This window comes from Flagellimonas chongwuensis, assembly GCF_013376415.1.
GTDB classification, from domain to species: domain Bacteria; phylum Bacteroidota; class Bacteroidia; order Flavobacteriales; family Flavobacteriaceae; genus Flagellimonas; species Flagellimonas chongwuensis.
In genome coordinates this window covers 78,453-94,379 of record NZ_WYET01000009.1, presented here as the reverse complement: position 1 = coordinate 94,379, position 15,927 = coordinate 78,453, and the positions used below count along the sequence as shown (strand labels likewise).

The window sequence follows — 15,927 nt, the reverse complement described above, 5'->3', positions numbered from 1 at the left end:
CAAAGAAACAATATTACTGCTTATTCGTCGTATATCTTTGTTAACAGTTTTAACAATCATTAACTTAATCTATTATGAAAAAAATCGTTTTGGCTGCAGTAGTACTTTTTGCAGCTACGTTTACCATGAGTGCGCAACAGTACCATGTAATTACCAGTGTGGAGTCCATTGTACCCAATGGATTGGGAAGATCAAGAATCATTAATGCGCTGGAAGAGAAAGATTACAAAGAATTTACGAGTGTCCAGACCGAGGATGATAACTCAAGGAACAAATCTGACAGGAGCGAGATTCGAGTGAAAAATTTCGAGGAAACCAAACTTTTGAACTTTTATAACATCGGCGGTATTCGTTTCCAGAACATTGCGGCCAACGACGCCATGATTACTTCCATGATCAACGACATGGTTTCCAACGGATGGGAACTGGCCTTTGTGGTAAGTGGCGTGGAAAGCGAAGGTGGAAAAGGTGACGGGCAAGGGATTTTTATTACCCGATACATCTTTAAAAAATAAATATGGGCGATTGCCGAAAAGAAAAAAGCCCTCCAAATTTGGAGGGCTTTTTGTTGGCAACAAGTTTCATTAATCCTTAATATAGACTCTTCCGCCTACAAAAGTTTTTTTATGGACCGTTTCTGGATTTCCGTATACATAAACATCGCCCCCGGCCTTTACATTGATATCTACCATTTCCGAAGCAAATACATCGGCTTCGCCACCGGCTGAAATTTTAACATCGGTAGTAGTGGTCCTAAGCTCACGACCTTCAAAAATTCCGCCCGTGTTCAATACAACACTCTGGTTTTTGGCCAATCCGGATGCTTTTACAATTCCTCCTGTAACGGCACGCACTTCTGCGTAATCAACATCCATACCTATGCGGATCATAGCGCCCTCTTGGGCCCGCAACTCAATTTTACTCTTTTGCACCATCTCGTTACAGGTGATTTGGGCACCTTCGTTACCATCTATAACATCGAGATTGGTATAATAGACTTCGATCATAGTATCCTCGCCCTGAAACTTTTTGTCCAATTGCATTCTCAGTTTCAAGACCCCGTTTTTGTTGACCCATTGGATATCGTCAACATTCCAGCCTTTGATCATAATCCTGTTCTCATCAGATTGAATCAAATTGACCTCGATTAAATCAAAAACCTTGATTTTGTTGAATTCCCCCACTTCCGTATCAATGATTCGTTGTGAAAACATGACTAATGGCAACAATAGAAGGCTCAGTGTGTATATTTTTTTCATGATAGAGTGTTTTTACTTTTGAAAGATGACCCTTTTTCTTGATTGTTACAGTTTAAAACAAAAAAAACCGCCCTTGGTGTCAAATTAATTTTAACCAAGGGCGGCTTTAGAAATACCAGCTTAAAAAATCTTGTTATGCGTTGATTATCTTTTCTTGGTGGTTGATGGATTCTTGGTGAATCGCTTTGAACATTTTTAAGATAAACTCTTCGCTCAAGCCTCTTTGCTCTCCTTCCAAGATCATGTTTCCCAAAATGGCGTTCCATCGGTTACTCTGAAGTACGGCAACGTTCTTTTGTTTTTTCAATTCACCGATGCCATCGGAAACCTTCATTCTTTTACCTAGCAAATCAATCAATTGATTGTCCAACACATCAATTTGTGCCCTAAGGTTGGTCAACTTGCTGTTGTATTCGGCTTCCTCATCAGTTTCCTTTCTAATTCGAAGATCTTTCATAATCTGAACCAATGTTTTGGGGGTTACTTGCTGTGCAGCATCACTCCAAGCATTGTCCGGATCGTAGTGTGTTTCGATCATCAAACCATCAAAGTTCAGGTCCAATGCGGTTTGGGATACATCAAAAATCATATCACGCTTACCGGTAATGTGGCTAGGGTCATTAATGATGGGAAGGTCAGGAAACTTGGTTTGCAATTCAATGGCCAATTGCCATTCTGGAATGTTTCTATACTTCGTCTTTTCATATGTGGAGAACCCTCTGTGGATCACTCCCAATTTTTCAATATTGGCAGAGTACAAACGCTCAACAGCACCCAACCACAAGGAAAGGTCCGGATTTACCGGGTTCTTTACCAACACAATTTTATCGGTCCCTTCCAATGCATCTGCAATTTCTTGGATAATAAATGGACTTACGGTGGAACGTGCACCGATCCATAACAAATCCACATCATACTCCAATGCCAAATCAACGTGTGCCCTATTGGCCACCTCGGTAGCGGTTTTCAAACCTGTTTCTTCCTTGACTTTTTGCAACCACTTTAATCCAATGGCTCCAACTCCCTCAAAGTTTCCAGGACGAGTTCTTGGTTTCCAGATTCCGGCGCGATAGTAATTCACGTCGGTATCTTTAAGTTCATGTGCAATCTTCAGCACTTGATCTTCGGTTTCGGCACTACATGGACCTGCAATTACCAAGGGATGATCTAAATTCATGTCATCCAACCATTTCCTCATTTCCTTTTTGTTTTCCATAATACTCTCTATTTTTTTGTAAGTGGTATTCCTTTTAGTATTTGTTTTATTTTATTGGTATTACTCATTTCTTGATGGACATTTTCAAAATCGTTGTCCACGATCAGTTGTTTGAACCTTGTGAGGTTCTCGATATACTCTTCCAACGTTTCCACAACATTGTCCTTGTTCTGCTCAAAAATCGGTGTCCACATATCCGGTGAACTTTTTGCAAGTCGAACGGTGCTTTCAAAACCACTCCCGGCCATGTCAAAAATATCACGCTCATTTTTTTCTTTCTCAATAACTGTCTTTCCCAACATAAAAGAGCTAATGTGTGATAAATGAGAGACGTAGGCAATGTGTTTGTCATGGGCCTCTGGGTTCATATAGCGGATTCGCATACCAATCTCCTGAAAAATGGCCAATGCTGGTTCCTGAAGTTTAAAGGCAGTTTTTTCGACCTCGCAAATAATCATGGTTTTGCCACTATACAATCCTTCCAAAGCTGCGGTCGGACCAGAAAACTCGGTTCCTGCAATGGGGTGACAGGCCATAAAATTTCTTCGTTTAGGATGGTCGGCAACTTGCTGACAAATCAAGCGTTTGGTGGAGCCTGCATCCATCACCACGGTTTCATCTCCGGCAGCATCCAAAATTTTAGATAGTTCGGCCACTAAGACGTTCACAGGGATGCTTACGTAGACCAAATCAGCGGTCGCCAAATCTTGGTAGTCGCCCTTTTTATCTATGATTTGAAGTTGAAGTGCCTCTTCCAAATGAGCATCACTTTTGTCCACTCCAATAATTTCCGCTTCAGGATGCACCTTTTTTACATCCTTGGCAAAAGAACCGCCAATCAACCCAACTCCTATGATGACTACTTTCATAATTAAAATCTTTCTATGGCTTCTTTGATTTTTTCTTCGCTCACGCAAAGTGAAAAACGAATGTAGCCTTCGCCATTGCTTCCGAATATGGTTCCCGGAGCAATAAAAATATCTTTATCGTGCAGCACTTCATCTATGAATTCTTCCGAAGCCTTGGCGCCTTCCGGTAACTTGCACCATACAAACATGCCTACGGCATTTTTATCATACGTACAACCTAATTTATCGGCCAATTGGAACATCAATTCACGTCGCTTGGTATACACCTTGTCCAACTCTTCGAACCATTCAGGTCCACTTTGTAATGCTGCAATGGCGCCTTTTTGAATGCCGTAGAACATTCCAGAATCCATATTACTCTTTACTTTCAACACTGCGTTGATGTGCTCTGCACTCCCTAGTACCATCCCAACACGCCAACCTGCCATGTTGAATGTCTTGCTTAAACTGTTCAATTCCAAGGTGCATTCTTTCGCTCCCTCGATTGAAAGTATGCTGGTCGGATTATTCGCCAGCACAAAACTGTACGGATTGTCGTTTACCAAAAGAATCTCATTTTGTTTGGCAAACTCCGCCAACGATACCAATTGCTCCTTGGTCGCTGTTGCACCTGTGGGCATATGTGGATAACTGACCCACATCAATTTTACCTTGGATAGGTCTTTTTCGGACAGTTCCCCTAAATCTGGAAACCAACCATTTTCAGCCTTCAAATCGTAAGTAACAGCTTTTCCGCCCACCAAGTTGGTCACCGATGCATATGTTGGGTATCCTGGGTTGGGCAGCAGAACCTCATCGCCTTCATTCAAAAAGGCCATGCTGATGTGCATGATTCCTTCTTTGGAACCCATTAATGGCAAAATCTCCGTGGATGCGTCTACGCTTACCTCAAATTTCTGCTGATAGAAATCTGCAATGGCCTCCCGTAGCTGCGGCAACCCTTGATAGCTTTGATACTGATGTGCCCCAGCCTCGATAATGGAATCCCGAAGGGTTTCCAGCACCTGTGGTGATGGAGCCAAATCTGGACTGCCAATCCCCATATTGATGATTGGTTTTCCTTGGGCCATCAATTCCCTCACTTCTCTCAGTTTTTTGGAGAAGTAATACTCCTGTACGGTATTTAATCTATCTGCTGTTATCATTACAACAATGCATTTTTATATTCTCCCAAAACCGTGAAATCCTCTGCCATGATCTGCATTAAAGATTTGGTTTTGGCAAAATGCTTGTACTTATCAAAAGTCACGTCAACGAAAAAAGCATACTTCCAAGGGGTCTCGATTACAGGTAGGGACTGGATTTTGGTCAGGTTCATATTGCAATCGCTCATCACATTTAAAACCGTTGCCAAACTACCTCTTTTATGATCTGTGATAAATCGTATTGATGCCTTGTTGATTTCTTCCTCTGGCAACACTTTATTCTGTTTTTTAAGAACAATAAACCTCGTAGAATTGTTCACTATGGTCTGGATGTTATCGGCAATAATTTCCAAATCATATAATTCAGCTGCCATTTTTGGTGCAATTGCAGCAATATGGCCCAGTTCTTCCTCTTTGATTCTTTTCGCTGTCTCGGCCGTGTCCACACTTTCCACCAATTTGATTTGTGGATGCGCTTTGAAAAACTCCTTACACTGCAACAATGCCATAGGGTGCGAATGTACCTCTTGGATGTCATCAAAAGTTTTCCCTTTCATAACCATAAGGTTATGGTGAATGTTCAAGTAATGCTCCCCGATCACATGGATATTGTTGTGGTACACTAAATTGTAGTTTGGAATAATAGAACCGGCTATAGAATTCTCAATGGCCATAATACCTTTGTCCGCAGCACCTATGATCAAACTATCGATTACGGCATCAAAAGAGTTGCACTCGAGCAATTCAATGTTTTCTCCGAAAAAATCCGTGGCCACCTGATGGTGGTTCGACCCTTTTATTCCTTGTATGGCAACTTTTAATTCCATTGCAAAAAAAAAGTCCCGATGTATCGGGACTTTATAAATTGGTTATACTTTAAACGTATCTATAATAGTCCCGTACCTCTCTCAAAAAAGAAGTAAAAATAAAAACGGTTCCAGAAATACGTGTTTGTCATCTCATTGTTAATTGTCGGCTAATTTAGGTATTCAATCGGAAACAGACAGAGATTCCTAAATTTTTTTTGATTTTTTTCAAAAAAGAGATTTTCACTGCACATTATTTTACAGAATGGACTCTTTTTTGAGAATTCTTACCATAAGAGCATTTACATATAAATTCCATTTGCAAAATCCTTGCTTTTGAAAACCAATGATTAAAACAAGTAAAAGTGTATTTTTGGAATACCTTAAATTCAACTTGAATGTCCATCACCGTACAGAACATTACAAAGACCTTTGGCGCACAAAAAGCATTGAACAATGTTTCATTTACCATCAACAAGGGTGAGGTAGTGGGTTTTTTGGGACCCAATGGCGCGGGAAAGTCGACCATGATGCGAATTTTGACCACCTATTACAAGGCAGATGAAGGCGAAGCAAATGTAAACGGGTTCGATGTTTTACAGGCCGAAAAAGATGTTCAGAAAAGTATCGGTTATCTACCAGAGCACAATCCGCTGTACTTGGAGATGTACGTTAAGGAATACTTGGCCTTCAACGCCGATGTTTATAAAGTGGACAAAGCCAAAATAAATGAGGTTATAGAGCAAACCGGATTGTCTCCCGAAGCCCACAAAAAAATTGGACAGTTATCCAAAGGATACCGTCAGCGAGTCGGGCTCGCAGCTGCACTGCTGCACGACCCGGAGGTTTTGATCCTGGACGAGCCCACCACGGGGCTCGACCCAAATCAATTGATTGAAATTAGAAAACTGATTCGTGAAATAGGAAAGGAGAAAACCATTTTGCTTTCCACACATATCATGAAGGAAGTCGAGGCAGTTTGTGACCGAGTAATCATCATCAACAAAGGAGAATTGGTGGCCGACAAAAAACTGGAGGAACTCCGTGAAGCTGAGGAACAAATCATCGAAGTGGAATTTGATTATCGTGTGGAAGAACAACTTCTACAACAAATGCCCAATGTTTCCAACGTTAAAAATATAGGTGGATTCGTTTATGAAATCACCTTCAACACTTCAAAAGACATGCGGCCAGCCGTGTTCGATTTTGCTCACGACAATAAACTAAAAACACTTCAACTCAGTAGAAAAAACAAAAATTTGGAAAGTCTTTTCACTGAGCTGACCGCCTAATTTCCTCTCAACAACCTTGCTAAATGGGATGGAAAACCGTTCCAAATATGGTATTTTTGCGGTTCAGAAGAAAACGGACCTATGAAGAAGAATACCGCCAGATTGGAACTTTCCAAGGAAGAAATGAAAAGCTATGGTTATCAAATTATTGATGCCATTGTGGACCATCACGCCACTCAACATGAAAAACTCCCCGTAGCGCTAGGCTCACGGGAGGAAATGGACTCTTTGTTCTTGGAAGAAGCTCCCGAACAAGGAATGGATCCTTCTAAAGTACTCGATTTTGTTCTAGACAAGGTAATGACCAATAGTGCCAATATGGCGCACCCAAGGTCATTTTCATTTGTTCCGGGCCCTAGTAATTATGTGAGTGTAATGGCAGACGCCTTGGCAACGGGTTACAACATCTTTTCTGGTGGATGGGCAGCTAGCCCGGCCGCTGCCGAACTAGAAATAGTCACCATTCAGTGGTTGTTAAAAATTTTCGGCTTCCCCAAGAAGAAAGGTGGGGGCATTTTTACCAGTGGTGGTTCCATGGCCAATTTAACCGCCGTGGTCACTGCTAGAAGAATAAAATGTGGCGATGATTTTTCCAAAGCCGTTATTTATCTGTCGGACCAAGCACATTCTTCAAATATAAAGGCGATTCGTGTCCTCGGCTTTAAAAAAGAACAAATCAGAATTATTCCAACAGATAGCGAGCTCAAGTTTTCCGTAAATAAATTGAAGAACTGTATCGCTAAAGACCGATTGGAAGGTCTTTATCCTTTCTGTTTGATTGCTACGGCGGGAACAACCAATACCGGTACTGTTGACCCATTGGTGGAATTAGGAAAAATATGTAAGAAAGAAGATATTTGGTTCCATATTGATGGTGCCTACGGTGGTGCGGCCATTTTGTCCCAAAAGGGCAAACAGGCGATGAAAGGCATTGAAAAAGCAGATTCGTTGACGGTAGATCCACACAAATGGTTCTTCCAACCCTACGAAATGGGCTGTCTTTTAGTACGAAACCACAAAAACCTAAGCCATACTTTTACCGAAAAACCTGAATATTTGAGAGATATTGAGGGCAACACTTCCGAAATTAATTTTTATGACCACGGTATCCAATTAACGCGTAGGTTCCGTGCCTTGAAGTTTTACATGTCCCTAAAAACCTTTGGCTTAAAGGAGTTTCGTGATGCGATTACTTACAATATTGATTTGGCCGAAGAAGTGGAAAATAAGCTTCGAGGCAGCAAAAGTTGGGAGGTTGTGTTCCCTGCTACCTTGGCTGTTATCAACTTTAGGTACAATCCCATCAATAAAAATTATTCGGAAAAGGAATTGGACAAAATCAACCAATACATTTCTGGAAAAGTGGTGGATTCGCGCAAGGCTTTGCTTGTTACCACCATTTTGAATGGACAGATTGTGCTTCGCATGTGCCTAATCAACCCTAGAACCATAATGGAAGATGTTACCGAGACTTTTGATTTGTGCAAAAAGTATGCGTTAGAGGTTGAGGAGGAATTGGTCAAGAAAGTCTAAACTCATCTCGTTAAAACAGCATCAATCGCCTCATCTAAAATCGGTTGCACCTTTGGGTCCGTACAATTTATTAGGACTGCAAACACTTTATCTTGCTCTGGATAAACAAAAAGATTCGTGTATGCCCCAACATTGCTTCCGATGTGACCCACAAATTTCCTAGCTACAGAGTCTTGGCTGACCTGAAATCCTAAGCCATAATACGTGGGTTTATCTTCTATAATTTGGGATGTCAGTAATTCCCTGTAGGTTTCCTTTTTAAGAAGTTTTTGCATCAAAATAGCCTGTCCCAGGTTCGCTACATCCTCGCAAGTGGACAAGTAGCCCCCACCTGCCAATTTGTAGGTGTTGTTTACCTGAGCAGCATCCGTAAAACACAGTGACCTCTTCGTGTAGAATTGTGCTTTAAAGGTATCTGAGCTAGCGGTATTCTCAAGTTCATCTGGAGAAAAGGTGCTTTGCATTCCCAAAGGGTTCAAAATGTGTTCCTTAACATAGTCATGAAAGGGAACACCACTAGCTTCTTGTATAGCCAGGGACAACAATACAAAATCAAAACTGTTGTAGAGATAGCTCGTTCCTGGTTCGTAGAATAACGGATCGTTTTTAAACACATCAATACCCTCTTTTATCGAGTAATCTTGATTCAAAGCATATTCCTTGCCCCGATACCCACGAATACCCGCGGTGTGGCCCGCCAGTTGCCGTAAGGTAAAATCATATTTCTTTTTTGGGAAATATGGCAGATAAGTGTAGATGGATTCATCCAAATCCAAGATGCCGTCTTCCATCATTTTACCCAAAGCCAAGCCAGTAATGCATTTGGAAATACTCGCGATGCGAAAAACCGTACGTTGGGCATCCACCGTTTCTCTATTTTCAAAATTGGAGAAACCATACCCTTTTTGAAGCACCACGTTCCCTTTATCCAAAATGGCAACCGCTAACCCAGGAACCTTTTTTTCCGCAACTAGATTATGGAAAAGTGCATCCGCTTTCTCCAATCCCATCAATCCATCGAGTGACCTGACCTTTGGAAATGGTGAAAATAGGTTCTTAATATGTGTGAGAAAATTTGCCAAAAACTTGGTTTAAGCCTCAAAATTAAAGAGAAATAGTGACGCTAGACAAGAATAGTGCAACTCTATAAGATTAATCCTGAAAAATCAATCTACCATTGAATAGTTCCTCCACATCAATCTCAGGAGGTGTGTTTACGCTGATGATATCTCCGGTTCCCCGTATTACTCCGTTCAAAGACTGTTGCGGATTCACAAAAACATCATTGGAACCACGGTGGTTTACCGTTACATTTTCCGACATCAATCCTTCCGCCTCTATTCTAGAATCACCAGCTGCAACATTTACATTAAAATTTTCAGTGTTGCCCCGTAGCTTAAAATAAGCTATTCCATTTACCACAATTCTGACCGTGGTTGAATTAAGGTTTAAATCAAAAGAACCGTCCGTTGTTTCGGTCTCTGGATTTATGAAGCTCTCCGCAATCAAACTTAAAGTTGGGTATTCCAATATTCCATCACTGGAAATCAACAATCCCGTGCCGCTTCGGATTTCAGTAATGTTAGGCGAAGTAATGTAAATGGTTGTTAATCCATAATCCCTAACATAATTGCAACTGTTTTCATTTCGAAGCACTAGGCGGTTATCCTCTACTACAGCGGAAACATCGTTAAAGAGGTACTCTCCTGTTTCTACCTCTACCTGTTGTTCTTCCCCTTGTTTTATAACCACATTTAGATTTTCGAACACGGTTATAGTGCTAAACTCCGGCACATCAATTGGTCGACGTACCATGTCACCTGCATTTTGAAAACAATCTGGAACATTGTCGCCATTGCAGGAAACCAATACTAGGAATATAGATGACAACAGGAACCTCTCGACTGCGCTCGAGGTGACAACTACTTTCTTATAAAATTTTCTCAATACTAACATCTCAAATCTCAATACTATAATCGTATCCCTATTCCAAATTCGACCGCCTCTGCTTTAGCTCCGTGAGACTTTAACGTGAGTGCTCCAAAGACTTTATCCCCAAAATAGCGTTTCATTCCTATTCGGTTGTACATTCTTCCTTCAAAATCAAAAGGGTAATAGACATAATACCCCAATTGGGCGACCACACTCATTTTGTTGACGAAAAGTTCGTGCCCCAGAAATACTCCCACTCGTTTGTAGTCGGTATCAGGAGCAACATCCAGCTCCGGAAAAGCTATGGATTGGTATCGAATCAGTTCTTTTAAAAAATTGGAAAAGAATATATCCGTCCCCAACTGAATGGCACTGCGCTTGCCCAATCTTTTATCGGCATATGCAGAAACAATGGCAAAGCCATATCGCCCCATATTGATGACATCGCTTTCATTGGCACCCCCGCGAAAGACCAAATTATACCGTAACGGTTCGTTAATTTTTCCTGTTGATTCCGGTCTTAGATATTCATATTCAGTTTCGTTATCCAATGTGTAGTTCAACCCCAGATTAAAGGCGAAAGTGTTGGTGGATGTGTTGGGGGCCTTAAAATTGGCATTGGAATAATGTATGAAGGATAGTCCTGCGTGCACGCCCAATCCTGCTACCAAATTCTCTTTATGATAATTCAGCATCAACAAAGTACTGCTCAAAATATGGCTTCCGTAGGCGTTGTTCCTAAAATTTTCTTCCTTGTCGTAGGGATTGGTATTGTATGCCAATCCTTGTGCGACACGTAATTGCACGTTTCGTTTTAAAAAATAGAAGTTATAATGGCCATACAGGCCAAAATGCTCTCCCAAAGTGGGGTTATTGGTATTTTGATAGGCAAAAGTGAAACCCGTATCAGGATAACCAAAACCTGTCTCCCATTCCTTATGACCATACGTTTTTCGGCTCACTCCTAAAATAACACCAGCAGGATGATTGGTGATCAAATGGGAAATATCTGTATTGTGCAGCAAAATGGAACCATAAAACTGGGTTACATCCAACACATATTTCTTGGGGGCCTCATCGGTTTGCGCAAGTCCGCAAAATGAAATCGACAATAATAATAGGCTAAGCAGGTACCTCATGGGGCACTAAAGTAGGAAATTAAAAAAGTTCCTTGGCAATTGCCTTCACATTATCCGATTTACCCATGGAATAATAATGTAGTACGGGCACCCCTGCCTCCCTTAATTCCTTGGACTGCTGGATGGCCCACTCCACTCCTACTTGTCGCACTTCCTTATTGTCTTTACAAGCCTCGACAGCATTGATCAAATCTTCTGGAAGGTCTATACTAAAAACATGGGGAAGTAATTGAAGGTGCCTTTTTACTGCGATGGGTTTGATTCCCGGTATTATCGGCACTTCTATTCCCATCTCACGGGCCGCTTCTACAAATGCAAAGAATTTCTGATTATCGAAAAACATTTGGGTCACCACATAGTCCGCCCCCAAATCCACTTTTTGCTTCAAACGTTTCAAATCGGTTTGCAAAGAGGGTGCTTCCATGTGTTTTTCTGGATAGCCCGCAACTCCAATACAGAAAGTGCTCAAATCGCTCGATTTGATGGTGTCATGCAGATAATTCCCTTGGTTTATGTCTTGAATCTGTTTTACCAGTTCTGTGGCGTATTGATGTCCCCCTTTGGTCGGGGCAAAATACTTTTCCTCTTTACGGGCATCACCGCGGAGCGCCATCACATTTTCAATCTCTAAATATTGGCAATCCACCAGAAGGTATTCAGTCTCCTCTTTGGTAAATCCTCCACAAAGCACATGTGGCACTGTATCCACATCGTATTTATGTTTTAATGAGGCACAGATACCCAAAGTACCGGGACGGGTACGGGTCAGTTTTTTATCCAACAATCCATCCTTTTCTTTATATATGTACTCCTCTCGGGAGGTAGTCACATCAATAAACGGAGGCTTGAACTCCATCAAAGGGTCTATGTTATTGTACAGCTCCTGAATGCTCTTTCCTTTTACGGGCGGCACAATCTCAAAACTGAAAAGTGTTTCTCCGTTTGCCTTTTTTATGTGGTCGGTAATTTTCATCGGTCTTAATCAACAATATTCGGGGCCAGCCACTTTTGGGCTTCCTCTAGTTTCATATTTTTTCGTTTTGCAAAATCCTGAACTTGATCTTGTTCTATTTTACCCAATCCAAAATACTTTGCCTCTGGGTGCGCAAAATAATAGCCACTGACACTGGCTGCAGGCCACATGGCCAAACTATCCGTCAACTTTACTCCTATCTTTTCTTTAACTTCCAACATATCCCAAATGGTCAATTTTTCCAAGTGATCTGGACATGCGGGATAACCCGGAGCCGGCCGGATCCCCCTATACTTTTCCTTGATCAATTCAGTGTTGTCCAAGTTTTCATCAACCGCGTAGCCCCAATATTTGGTTCGTACTTCTTTGTGCAGATACTCGGCAAAAGCCTCTGCAAGTCTGTCGGCCAAAGCTTTGATCATGATAGAATTGTAATCATCGTGGTTTTTCTCGAACTCAGCGGCCAATTCCTGCGTTCCAAATCCGGTGCTTACACAAAAAAAGCCCATATAATCTTGAATTCCGGAACCCTTTGGCGCAATAAAATCCGCCAATGCAATATTCGGTACTCCCTCACGCTTTTTCAATTGCTGGCGAAGAGTCCTAAAAATAAAGGTTTCCCCATCCTTGTCCACCTCAATATCATCCTCATTAATTTGGTTTGCCGGCAACAGTCCAAAGATGGCTTTGCCCTTCAACAATTTTTCATCCAAAACTTTTTTCAAAAGTGTTTTGGCATCCTTGAAAAGTTCTTTAGCCTGTTCACCTACCACATCATCCGTCAAAATATTTGGGTATTTACCATGCAGGTCCCAGCTTCGAAAAAAGGGTGACCAATCAATGTAGTCCTCCAATTTGGTCAGGTCAAAATCATACCAGACCTCAATACCCAACTGGTTGGGTTTTTTGATGTCCGATGGATTCCAATCGATTTGAAATTTGTTTTTACGAGCCTGTTCCAAGGTCAAATATTCCTTCTGCTTTCCTCGCTTTAAAAACTTCTCCCTAAAACTCTCATAATCCAGTTTGATGGATTTTTTATACTGAACGGAAGACTCATCTTGAAGCAAATTGCCCACAACCGTTACCGCTCTGGATGCATCGTTCACGTGTACCACGGATTGACTGTACTGAGGGTCTATCTTAACCGCAGTATGCGCCTTGCTCGTGGTAGCCCCGCCTATCAAAAGCGGCACTTCAAAGTTTTGGCGTTCCATCTCCTTGGCCAGAAATACCATTTCATCCAACGAAGGGGTAATCAGTCCGCTCAATCCAATAATATCCACCTGCTCTTCCTTGGCCTTATTGATGATTTTTTCCGGTGGCACCATCACCCCCATATCCACAATCGCATAATTGTTACAAGCCAATACGACACTTACAATGTTTTTGCCAATATCGTGCACGTCTCCCTTTACGGTAGCCATTAAAATTTTACCTGCGGCCTTCGCATTTTTATCTTTGGATGCTTCGATGTAAGGAGTCAGATAGGCTACGGCTTTTTTCATGACCCTGGCGGATTTCACTACCTGGGGCAAGAACATTTTTCCGCTTCCGAAAAGGTCACCGACCACATTCATCCCAGTCATCAAGTTGCCTTCGATGACATGTAAAGGTTTCGCGGCTTGTTGACGCGCCTCTTCCACATCTTCTATAATATATTGGTCTATGCCTTTGACCAGAGCGCGTGTGATCCTATCCTGAAGTGGCTCTTCCCTCCAAGACAGGTCCACTTTGGATTCCTTTTTGGTACCTACAACCGTTTCCGCAAAGTCCAACAATCGTTCAGTAGCATCATCCCGTCGGTCCAACAATACATCTTCCACATATTCCAAGAGGTCTTTGGGAATATCGTCATACACTTCCAACATGGTCGGGTTTACGATACCTATGTTCATGCCTGCTTTAATGGCATGAAACAAAAATGCGGAGTTAATGGCCTCACGAACTGGATTGTTCCCCCTGAATGAAAAGGAAACATTGCTCACTCCTCCACTTACGCTACAATAGGGCAGGTTTTCCTTTACCCAGCGAGTGGCTTCTATAAAATCGACAGCATTGCGTCTATGTTCATCCATTCCCGTTGCCACCGGAAAAATGTTAAGGTCGAAAATGATATCTTCCGGAGGAAAATTCACCTTGTTGACAAGGACATCGTATGACCGTTTGGCAATTTCAATCCGGCGTTCCAAGTTATCGGCCTGGCCCACTTCATCAAAAGCCATAACGATCACAGCGGCGCCGTAGCGCTTGATTAATTTGGCATGGTGGATAAATTCTTCCTCTCCTTCCTTTAGGCTTATGGAATTTACCACACATTTGCCTTGCACTACTTGCAATCCAGCTTCGATAATTTCCCACTTGGAACTATCGACCATGATAGGCACACGAGCAATATCGGGCTCTGAAACAATCAGGTTCAAAAATTTGACCATGGCCTCTTTTCCATCGATCAAACCATCATCCATGTTCACGTCGATGATTTGGGCACCACCTTCCACTTGATCGCGTGCCACATCAAGTGCCTCATCGAATTTTTCTTCTTTGATGAGCCTTAAAAACCGTTTGGAACCAGCCACATTGGTTCGCTCCCCCACATTTATGAAATTGCTATCCGGGGTTACCACCAGTGGTTCCAAGCCACTCAGTTTCAAATATCGTTGTTCGTTGTTCGCTGCCATAAACTATGCTGGGGTCAGAAGTTTTCTCGGTTCATAATCCTTCACCACATCGGCAATGGCCTTTATATGTTCTGGAGTGGTCCCACAGCAACCGCCGACAATGTTCACCAATCCTTTTTCTACATATTCCTTGATCTGGGCGGCCATTTGCGCTGGTGTTTCGTCGTATTCGCCGAAGGCGTTGGGCAGTCCGGCATTGGGGTGCGCGGAAACGGCAAACCCTGATTTTGCTGAAACAACTTCCAAATGTGGCACCAATTGTTTGGCTCCCAAGGCACAATTAAAGCCGACCGATAAAATGGGGATATGAGAAATGGAAATCAAAAACGCTTCGGCGGTCTGTCCAGACAAAGTTCTTCCCGAAGCATCGGTGATGGTTCCACTGACCATAACGGGCACTTCTATATTGCGCTCATCCTTTACTTCCTCAATGGCAAAAAGGGCCGCTTTGGCATTTAACGTATCAAAAATGGTCTCTACCAACAAAATATCGACACCTCCATCTAAAAGTGCCTCTATTTGCTGCTTGTATGCAATACGCAATTCATTAAAAGATATGGCACGGAATCCCGGGTCGTTCACATCTGGGGACATACTGGCCGTTTTATTGGTCGGACCAATACTACCGGCTACAAACCGTGGTTTGCTTGGGTCCTTTTCAGTGAACTCTTCAGCTACTTGCTTTGCCAGTTTGGCCGATTCGTAATTCAGTTCATAAACGAGTTCTTCCATACCGTAATCCGCCATGGCTATGGTAGTTCCCGAAAATGTATTGGTTTCTAAAATGTCTGCGCCTGCTTCCAGAAACTTCCGGTGTACCTCTTTTACGGCCTCTGGTTGAGTCAAAGACAGCAAATCATTGTTTCCTTGTAAATCGCTTGGCCAATCCTTGAAGCGTTCGCCCCTAAAATCTTCCTCATTGAATTTATAGCGCTGCAACATGGTACCCATGGCTCCATCCAACACTAAAATCCGTTTCTTCAATATATCTTCAATTTTTTCCATAGTATAATTTCCCTTCAAAATAAAGGTATAGTTAAATCAAGAAAAGTGCGTAGGTACTGTGTTGAATACTTTACGTT

At 42.1% G+C, this 15,927-nt stretch carries 14 protein-coding genes; 3 read left to right on the top strand and 11 right to left on the bottom strand.

The genetic code is table 11. The annotated features are described in order from the left end of the window. Positions 1-74 precede the first annotated feature (74 nt). Positions 75-515, top strand: a complete 441-nt coding sequence (locus tag GUA46_RS15420; protein ID WP_176621236.1) for a hypothetical protein — start codon at positions 75-77, stop codon at positions 513-515. Positions 516-584: 69 nt separating this feature from the next. On the opposite strand, the gene GUA46_RS15415 is transcribed toward GUA46_RS15420, so the two are convergent. The 5 genes from GUA46_RS15415 to GUA46_RS15395 all read right to left on the bottom strand — a co-directional run bounded on the left by GUA46_RS15415 (position 585) and on the right by GUA46_RS15395 (position 5,316). Beyond that, entirely contained in the window at positions 585-1,259 is a 675-nt protein-coding gene (locus tag GUA46_RS15415; RefSeq protein ID WP_176621235.1) for a head GIN domain-containing protein, read from the bottom strand. A gap of 133 nt (positions 1,260-1,392) precedes the next feature. Next, on the bottom strand, positions 1,393-2,475 hold the full coding sequence (locus GUA46_RS15410) for a bifunctional 3-deoxy-7-phosphoheptulonate synthase/chorismate mutase type II (RefSeq protein WP_108244796.1): 1,083 nt from the start codon (positions 2,473-2,475) through the stop codon (positions 1,393-1,395). A gap of 8 nt (positions 2,476-2,483) precedes the next feature. After that, positions 2,484-3,344, bottom strand: coding sequence for a prephenate dehydrogenase (locus GUA46_RS15405; RefSeq protein ID WP_176621234.1), 861 nt, complete (start codon positions 3,342-3,344; stop codon positions 2,484-2,486). Positions 3,345-3,346: 2 nt separating this feature from the next. Further along, positions 3,347-4,489, bottom strand: coding sequence for a pyridoxal phosphate-dependent aminotransferase (locus GUA46_RS15400; protein WP_176621233.1), 1,143 nt, complete (start codon positions 4,487-4,489; stop codon positions 3,347-3,349). After that, positions 4,489-5,316, bottom strand: coding sequence for a prephenate dehydratase (locus tag GUA46_RS15395; protein WP_176621232.1), 828 nt, complete (start codon positions 5,314-5,316; stop codon positions 4,489-4,491). Before GUA46_RS15395 ends, GUA46_RS15400 begins: the two co-directional genes overlap by 1 nt. 377 nt (positions 5,317-5,693) lie before the next feature. On the opposite strand from GUA46_RS15395, the gene gldA reads away from it, so the two are divergent. Both gldA and GUA46_RS15385 read left to right on the top strand, forming a co-directional pair. After that, entirely contained in the window at positions 5,694-6,587 is an 894-nt protein-coding gene (gene gldA, locus GUA46_RS15390; RefSeq protein ID WP_176621231.1) for a gliding motility-associated ABC transporter ATP-binding subunit GldA, read from the top strand. Positions 6,588-6,668: 81 nt separating this feature from the next. Further along, a complete protein-coding gene (locus tag GUA46_RS15385) occupies positions 6,669-8,120 on the top strand; it encodes a pyridoxal phosphate-dependent decarboxylase family protein (protein WP_176621230.1) in 1,452 nt (483 codons plus the stop codon). Between the two features lie 2 nt (positions 8,121-8,122). On the opposite strand, the gene GUA46_RS15380 is transcribed toward GUA46_RS15385, so the two are convergent. From GUA46_RS15380 to GUA46_RS15355, 6 genes are all read right to left on the bottom strand, one after another. Then, complete coding sequence (locus GUA46_RS15380; protein WP_176621229.1) at positions 8,123-9,202, bottom strand: serine hydrolase domain-containing protein; 1,080 nt, start codon at positions 9,200-9,202, stop codon at positions 8,123-8,125. Positions 9,203-9,272: 70 nt separating this feature from the next. Next, on the bottom strand, positions 9,273-10,076 hold the full coding sequence (locus GUA46_RS15375) for a head GIN domain-containing protein (protein ID WP_176621228.1): 804 nt from the start codon (positions 10,074-10,076) through the stop codon (positions 9,273-9,275). A 14-nt stretch (positions 10,077-10,090) separates the two neighbouring features. Next, the gene (locus tag GUA46_RS15370) at positions 10,091-11,191 is read right to left on the bottom strand and encodes an acyloxyacyl hydrolase (RefSeq protein WP_176621227.1); all 1,101 of its coding nucleotides are present in this window, start codon (positions 11,189-11,191) and stop codon (positions 10,091-10,093) included. Between the two features lie 19 nt (positions 11,192-11,210). Next, positions 11,211-12,164, bottom strand: a complete 954-nt coding sequence (gene metF, locus GUA46_RS15365) for a methylenetetrahydrofolate reductase [NAD(P)H] (RefSeq protein WP_176621226.1) — start codon at positions 12,162-12,164, stop codon at positions 11,211-11,213. Between the two features lie 5 nt (positions 12,165-12,169). Continuing rightward, positions 12,170-14,845, bottom strand: coding sequence for a methionine synthase (metH, locus tag GUA46_RS15360; RefSeq protein WP_176621225.1), 2,676 nt, complete (start codon positions 14,843-14,845; stop codon positions 12,170-12,172). A 3-nt stretch (positions 14,846-14,848) separates the two neighbouring features. After that, on the bottom strand, positions 14,849-15,850 hold the full coding sequence (locus GUA46_RS15355; RefSeq protein ID WP_176621224.1) for a homocysteine S-methyltransferase family protein: 1,002 nt from the start codon (positions 15,848-15,850) through the stop codon (positions 14,849-14,851). Between the last annotated feature and the right edge of the window lie 77 nt (positions 15,851-15,927).

What these genes read in the sequence shown, in the direction of transcription:
- GUA46_RS15400 (WP_176621233.1), bottom strand. Translation starts at nt 4,489, where the DNA reads ATGATAACAGCAGATAGATTAAATACCGTACAGGAGTATTACTTCTCC.
- GUA46_RS15355 (WP_176621224.1), bottom strand. Translation starts at nt 15,850, where the DNA reads ATGGAAAAAATTGAAGATATATTGAAGAAACGGATTTTAGTGTTGGAT.
- GUA46_RS15370 (WP_176621227.1), bottom strand. Translation starts at nt 11,191, where the DNA reads ATGAGGTACCTGCTTAGCCTATTATTATTGTCGATTTCATTTTGCGGA.
- GUA46_RS15410 (WP_108244796.1), bottom strand. Translation starts at nt 2,475, where the DNA reads ATGGAAAACAAAAAGGAAATGAGGAAATGGTTGGATGACATGAATTTA.
- gldA (WP_176621231.1), top strand. Translation starts at nt 5,694, where the DNA reads ATGTCCATCACCGTACAGAACATTACAAAGACCTTTGGCGCACAAAAA.
- GUA46_RS15385 (WP_176621230.1), top strand. Translation starts at nt 6,669, where the DNA reads ATGAAGAAGAATACCGCCAGATTGGAACTTTCCAAGGAAGAAATGAAA.
- GUA46_RS15395 (WP_176621232.1), bottom strand. Translation starts at nt 5,316, where the DNA reads ATGGAATTAAAAGTTGCCATACAAGGAATAAAAGGGTCGAACCACCAT.
- GUA46_RS15415 (WP_176621235.1), bottom strand. Translation starts at nt 1,259, where the DNA reads ATGAAAAAAATATACACACTGAGCCTTCTATTGTTGCCATTAGTCATG.
- GUA46_RS15420 (WP_176621236.1), top strand. Translation starts at nt 75, where the DNA reads ATGAAAAAAATCGTTTTGGCTGCAGTAGTACTTTTTGCAGCTACGTTT.
- GUA46_RS15375 (WP_176621228.1), bottom strand. Translation starts at nt 10,076, where the DNA reads ATGTTAGTATTGAGAAAATTTTATAAGAAAGTAGTTGTCACCTCGAGC.
- metH (WP_176621225.1), bottom strand. Translation starts at nt 14,845, where the DNA reads ATGGCAGCGAACAACGAACAACGATATTTGAAACTGAGTGGCTTGGAA.
- metF (WP_176621226.1), bottom strand. Translation starts at nt 12,164, where the DNA reads ATGAAAATTACCGACCACATAAAAAAGGCAAACGGAGAAACACTTTTC.
- GUA46_RS15405 (WP_176621234.1), bottom strand. Translation starts at nt 3,344, where the DNA reads ATGAAAGTAGTCATCATAGGAGTTGGGTTGATTGGCGGTTCTTTTGCC.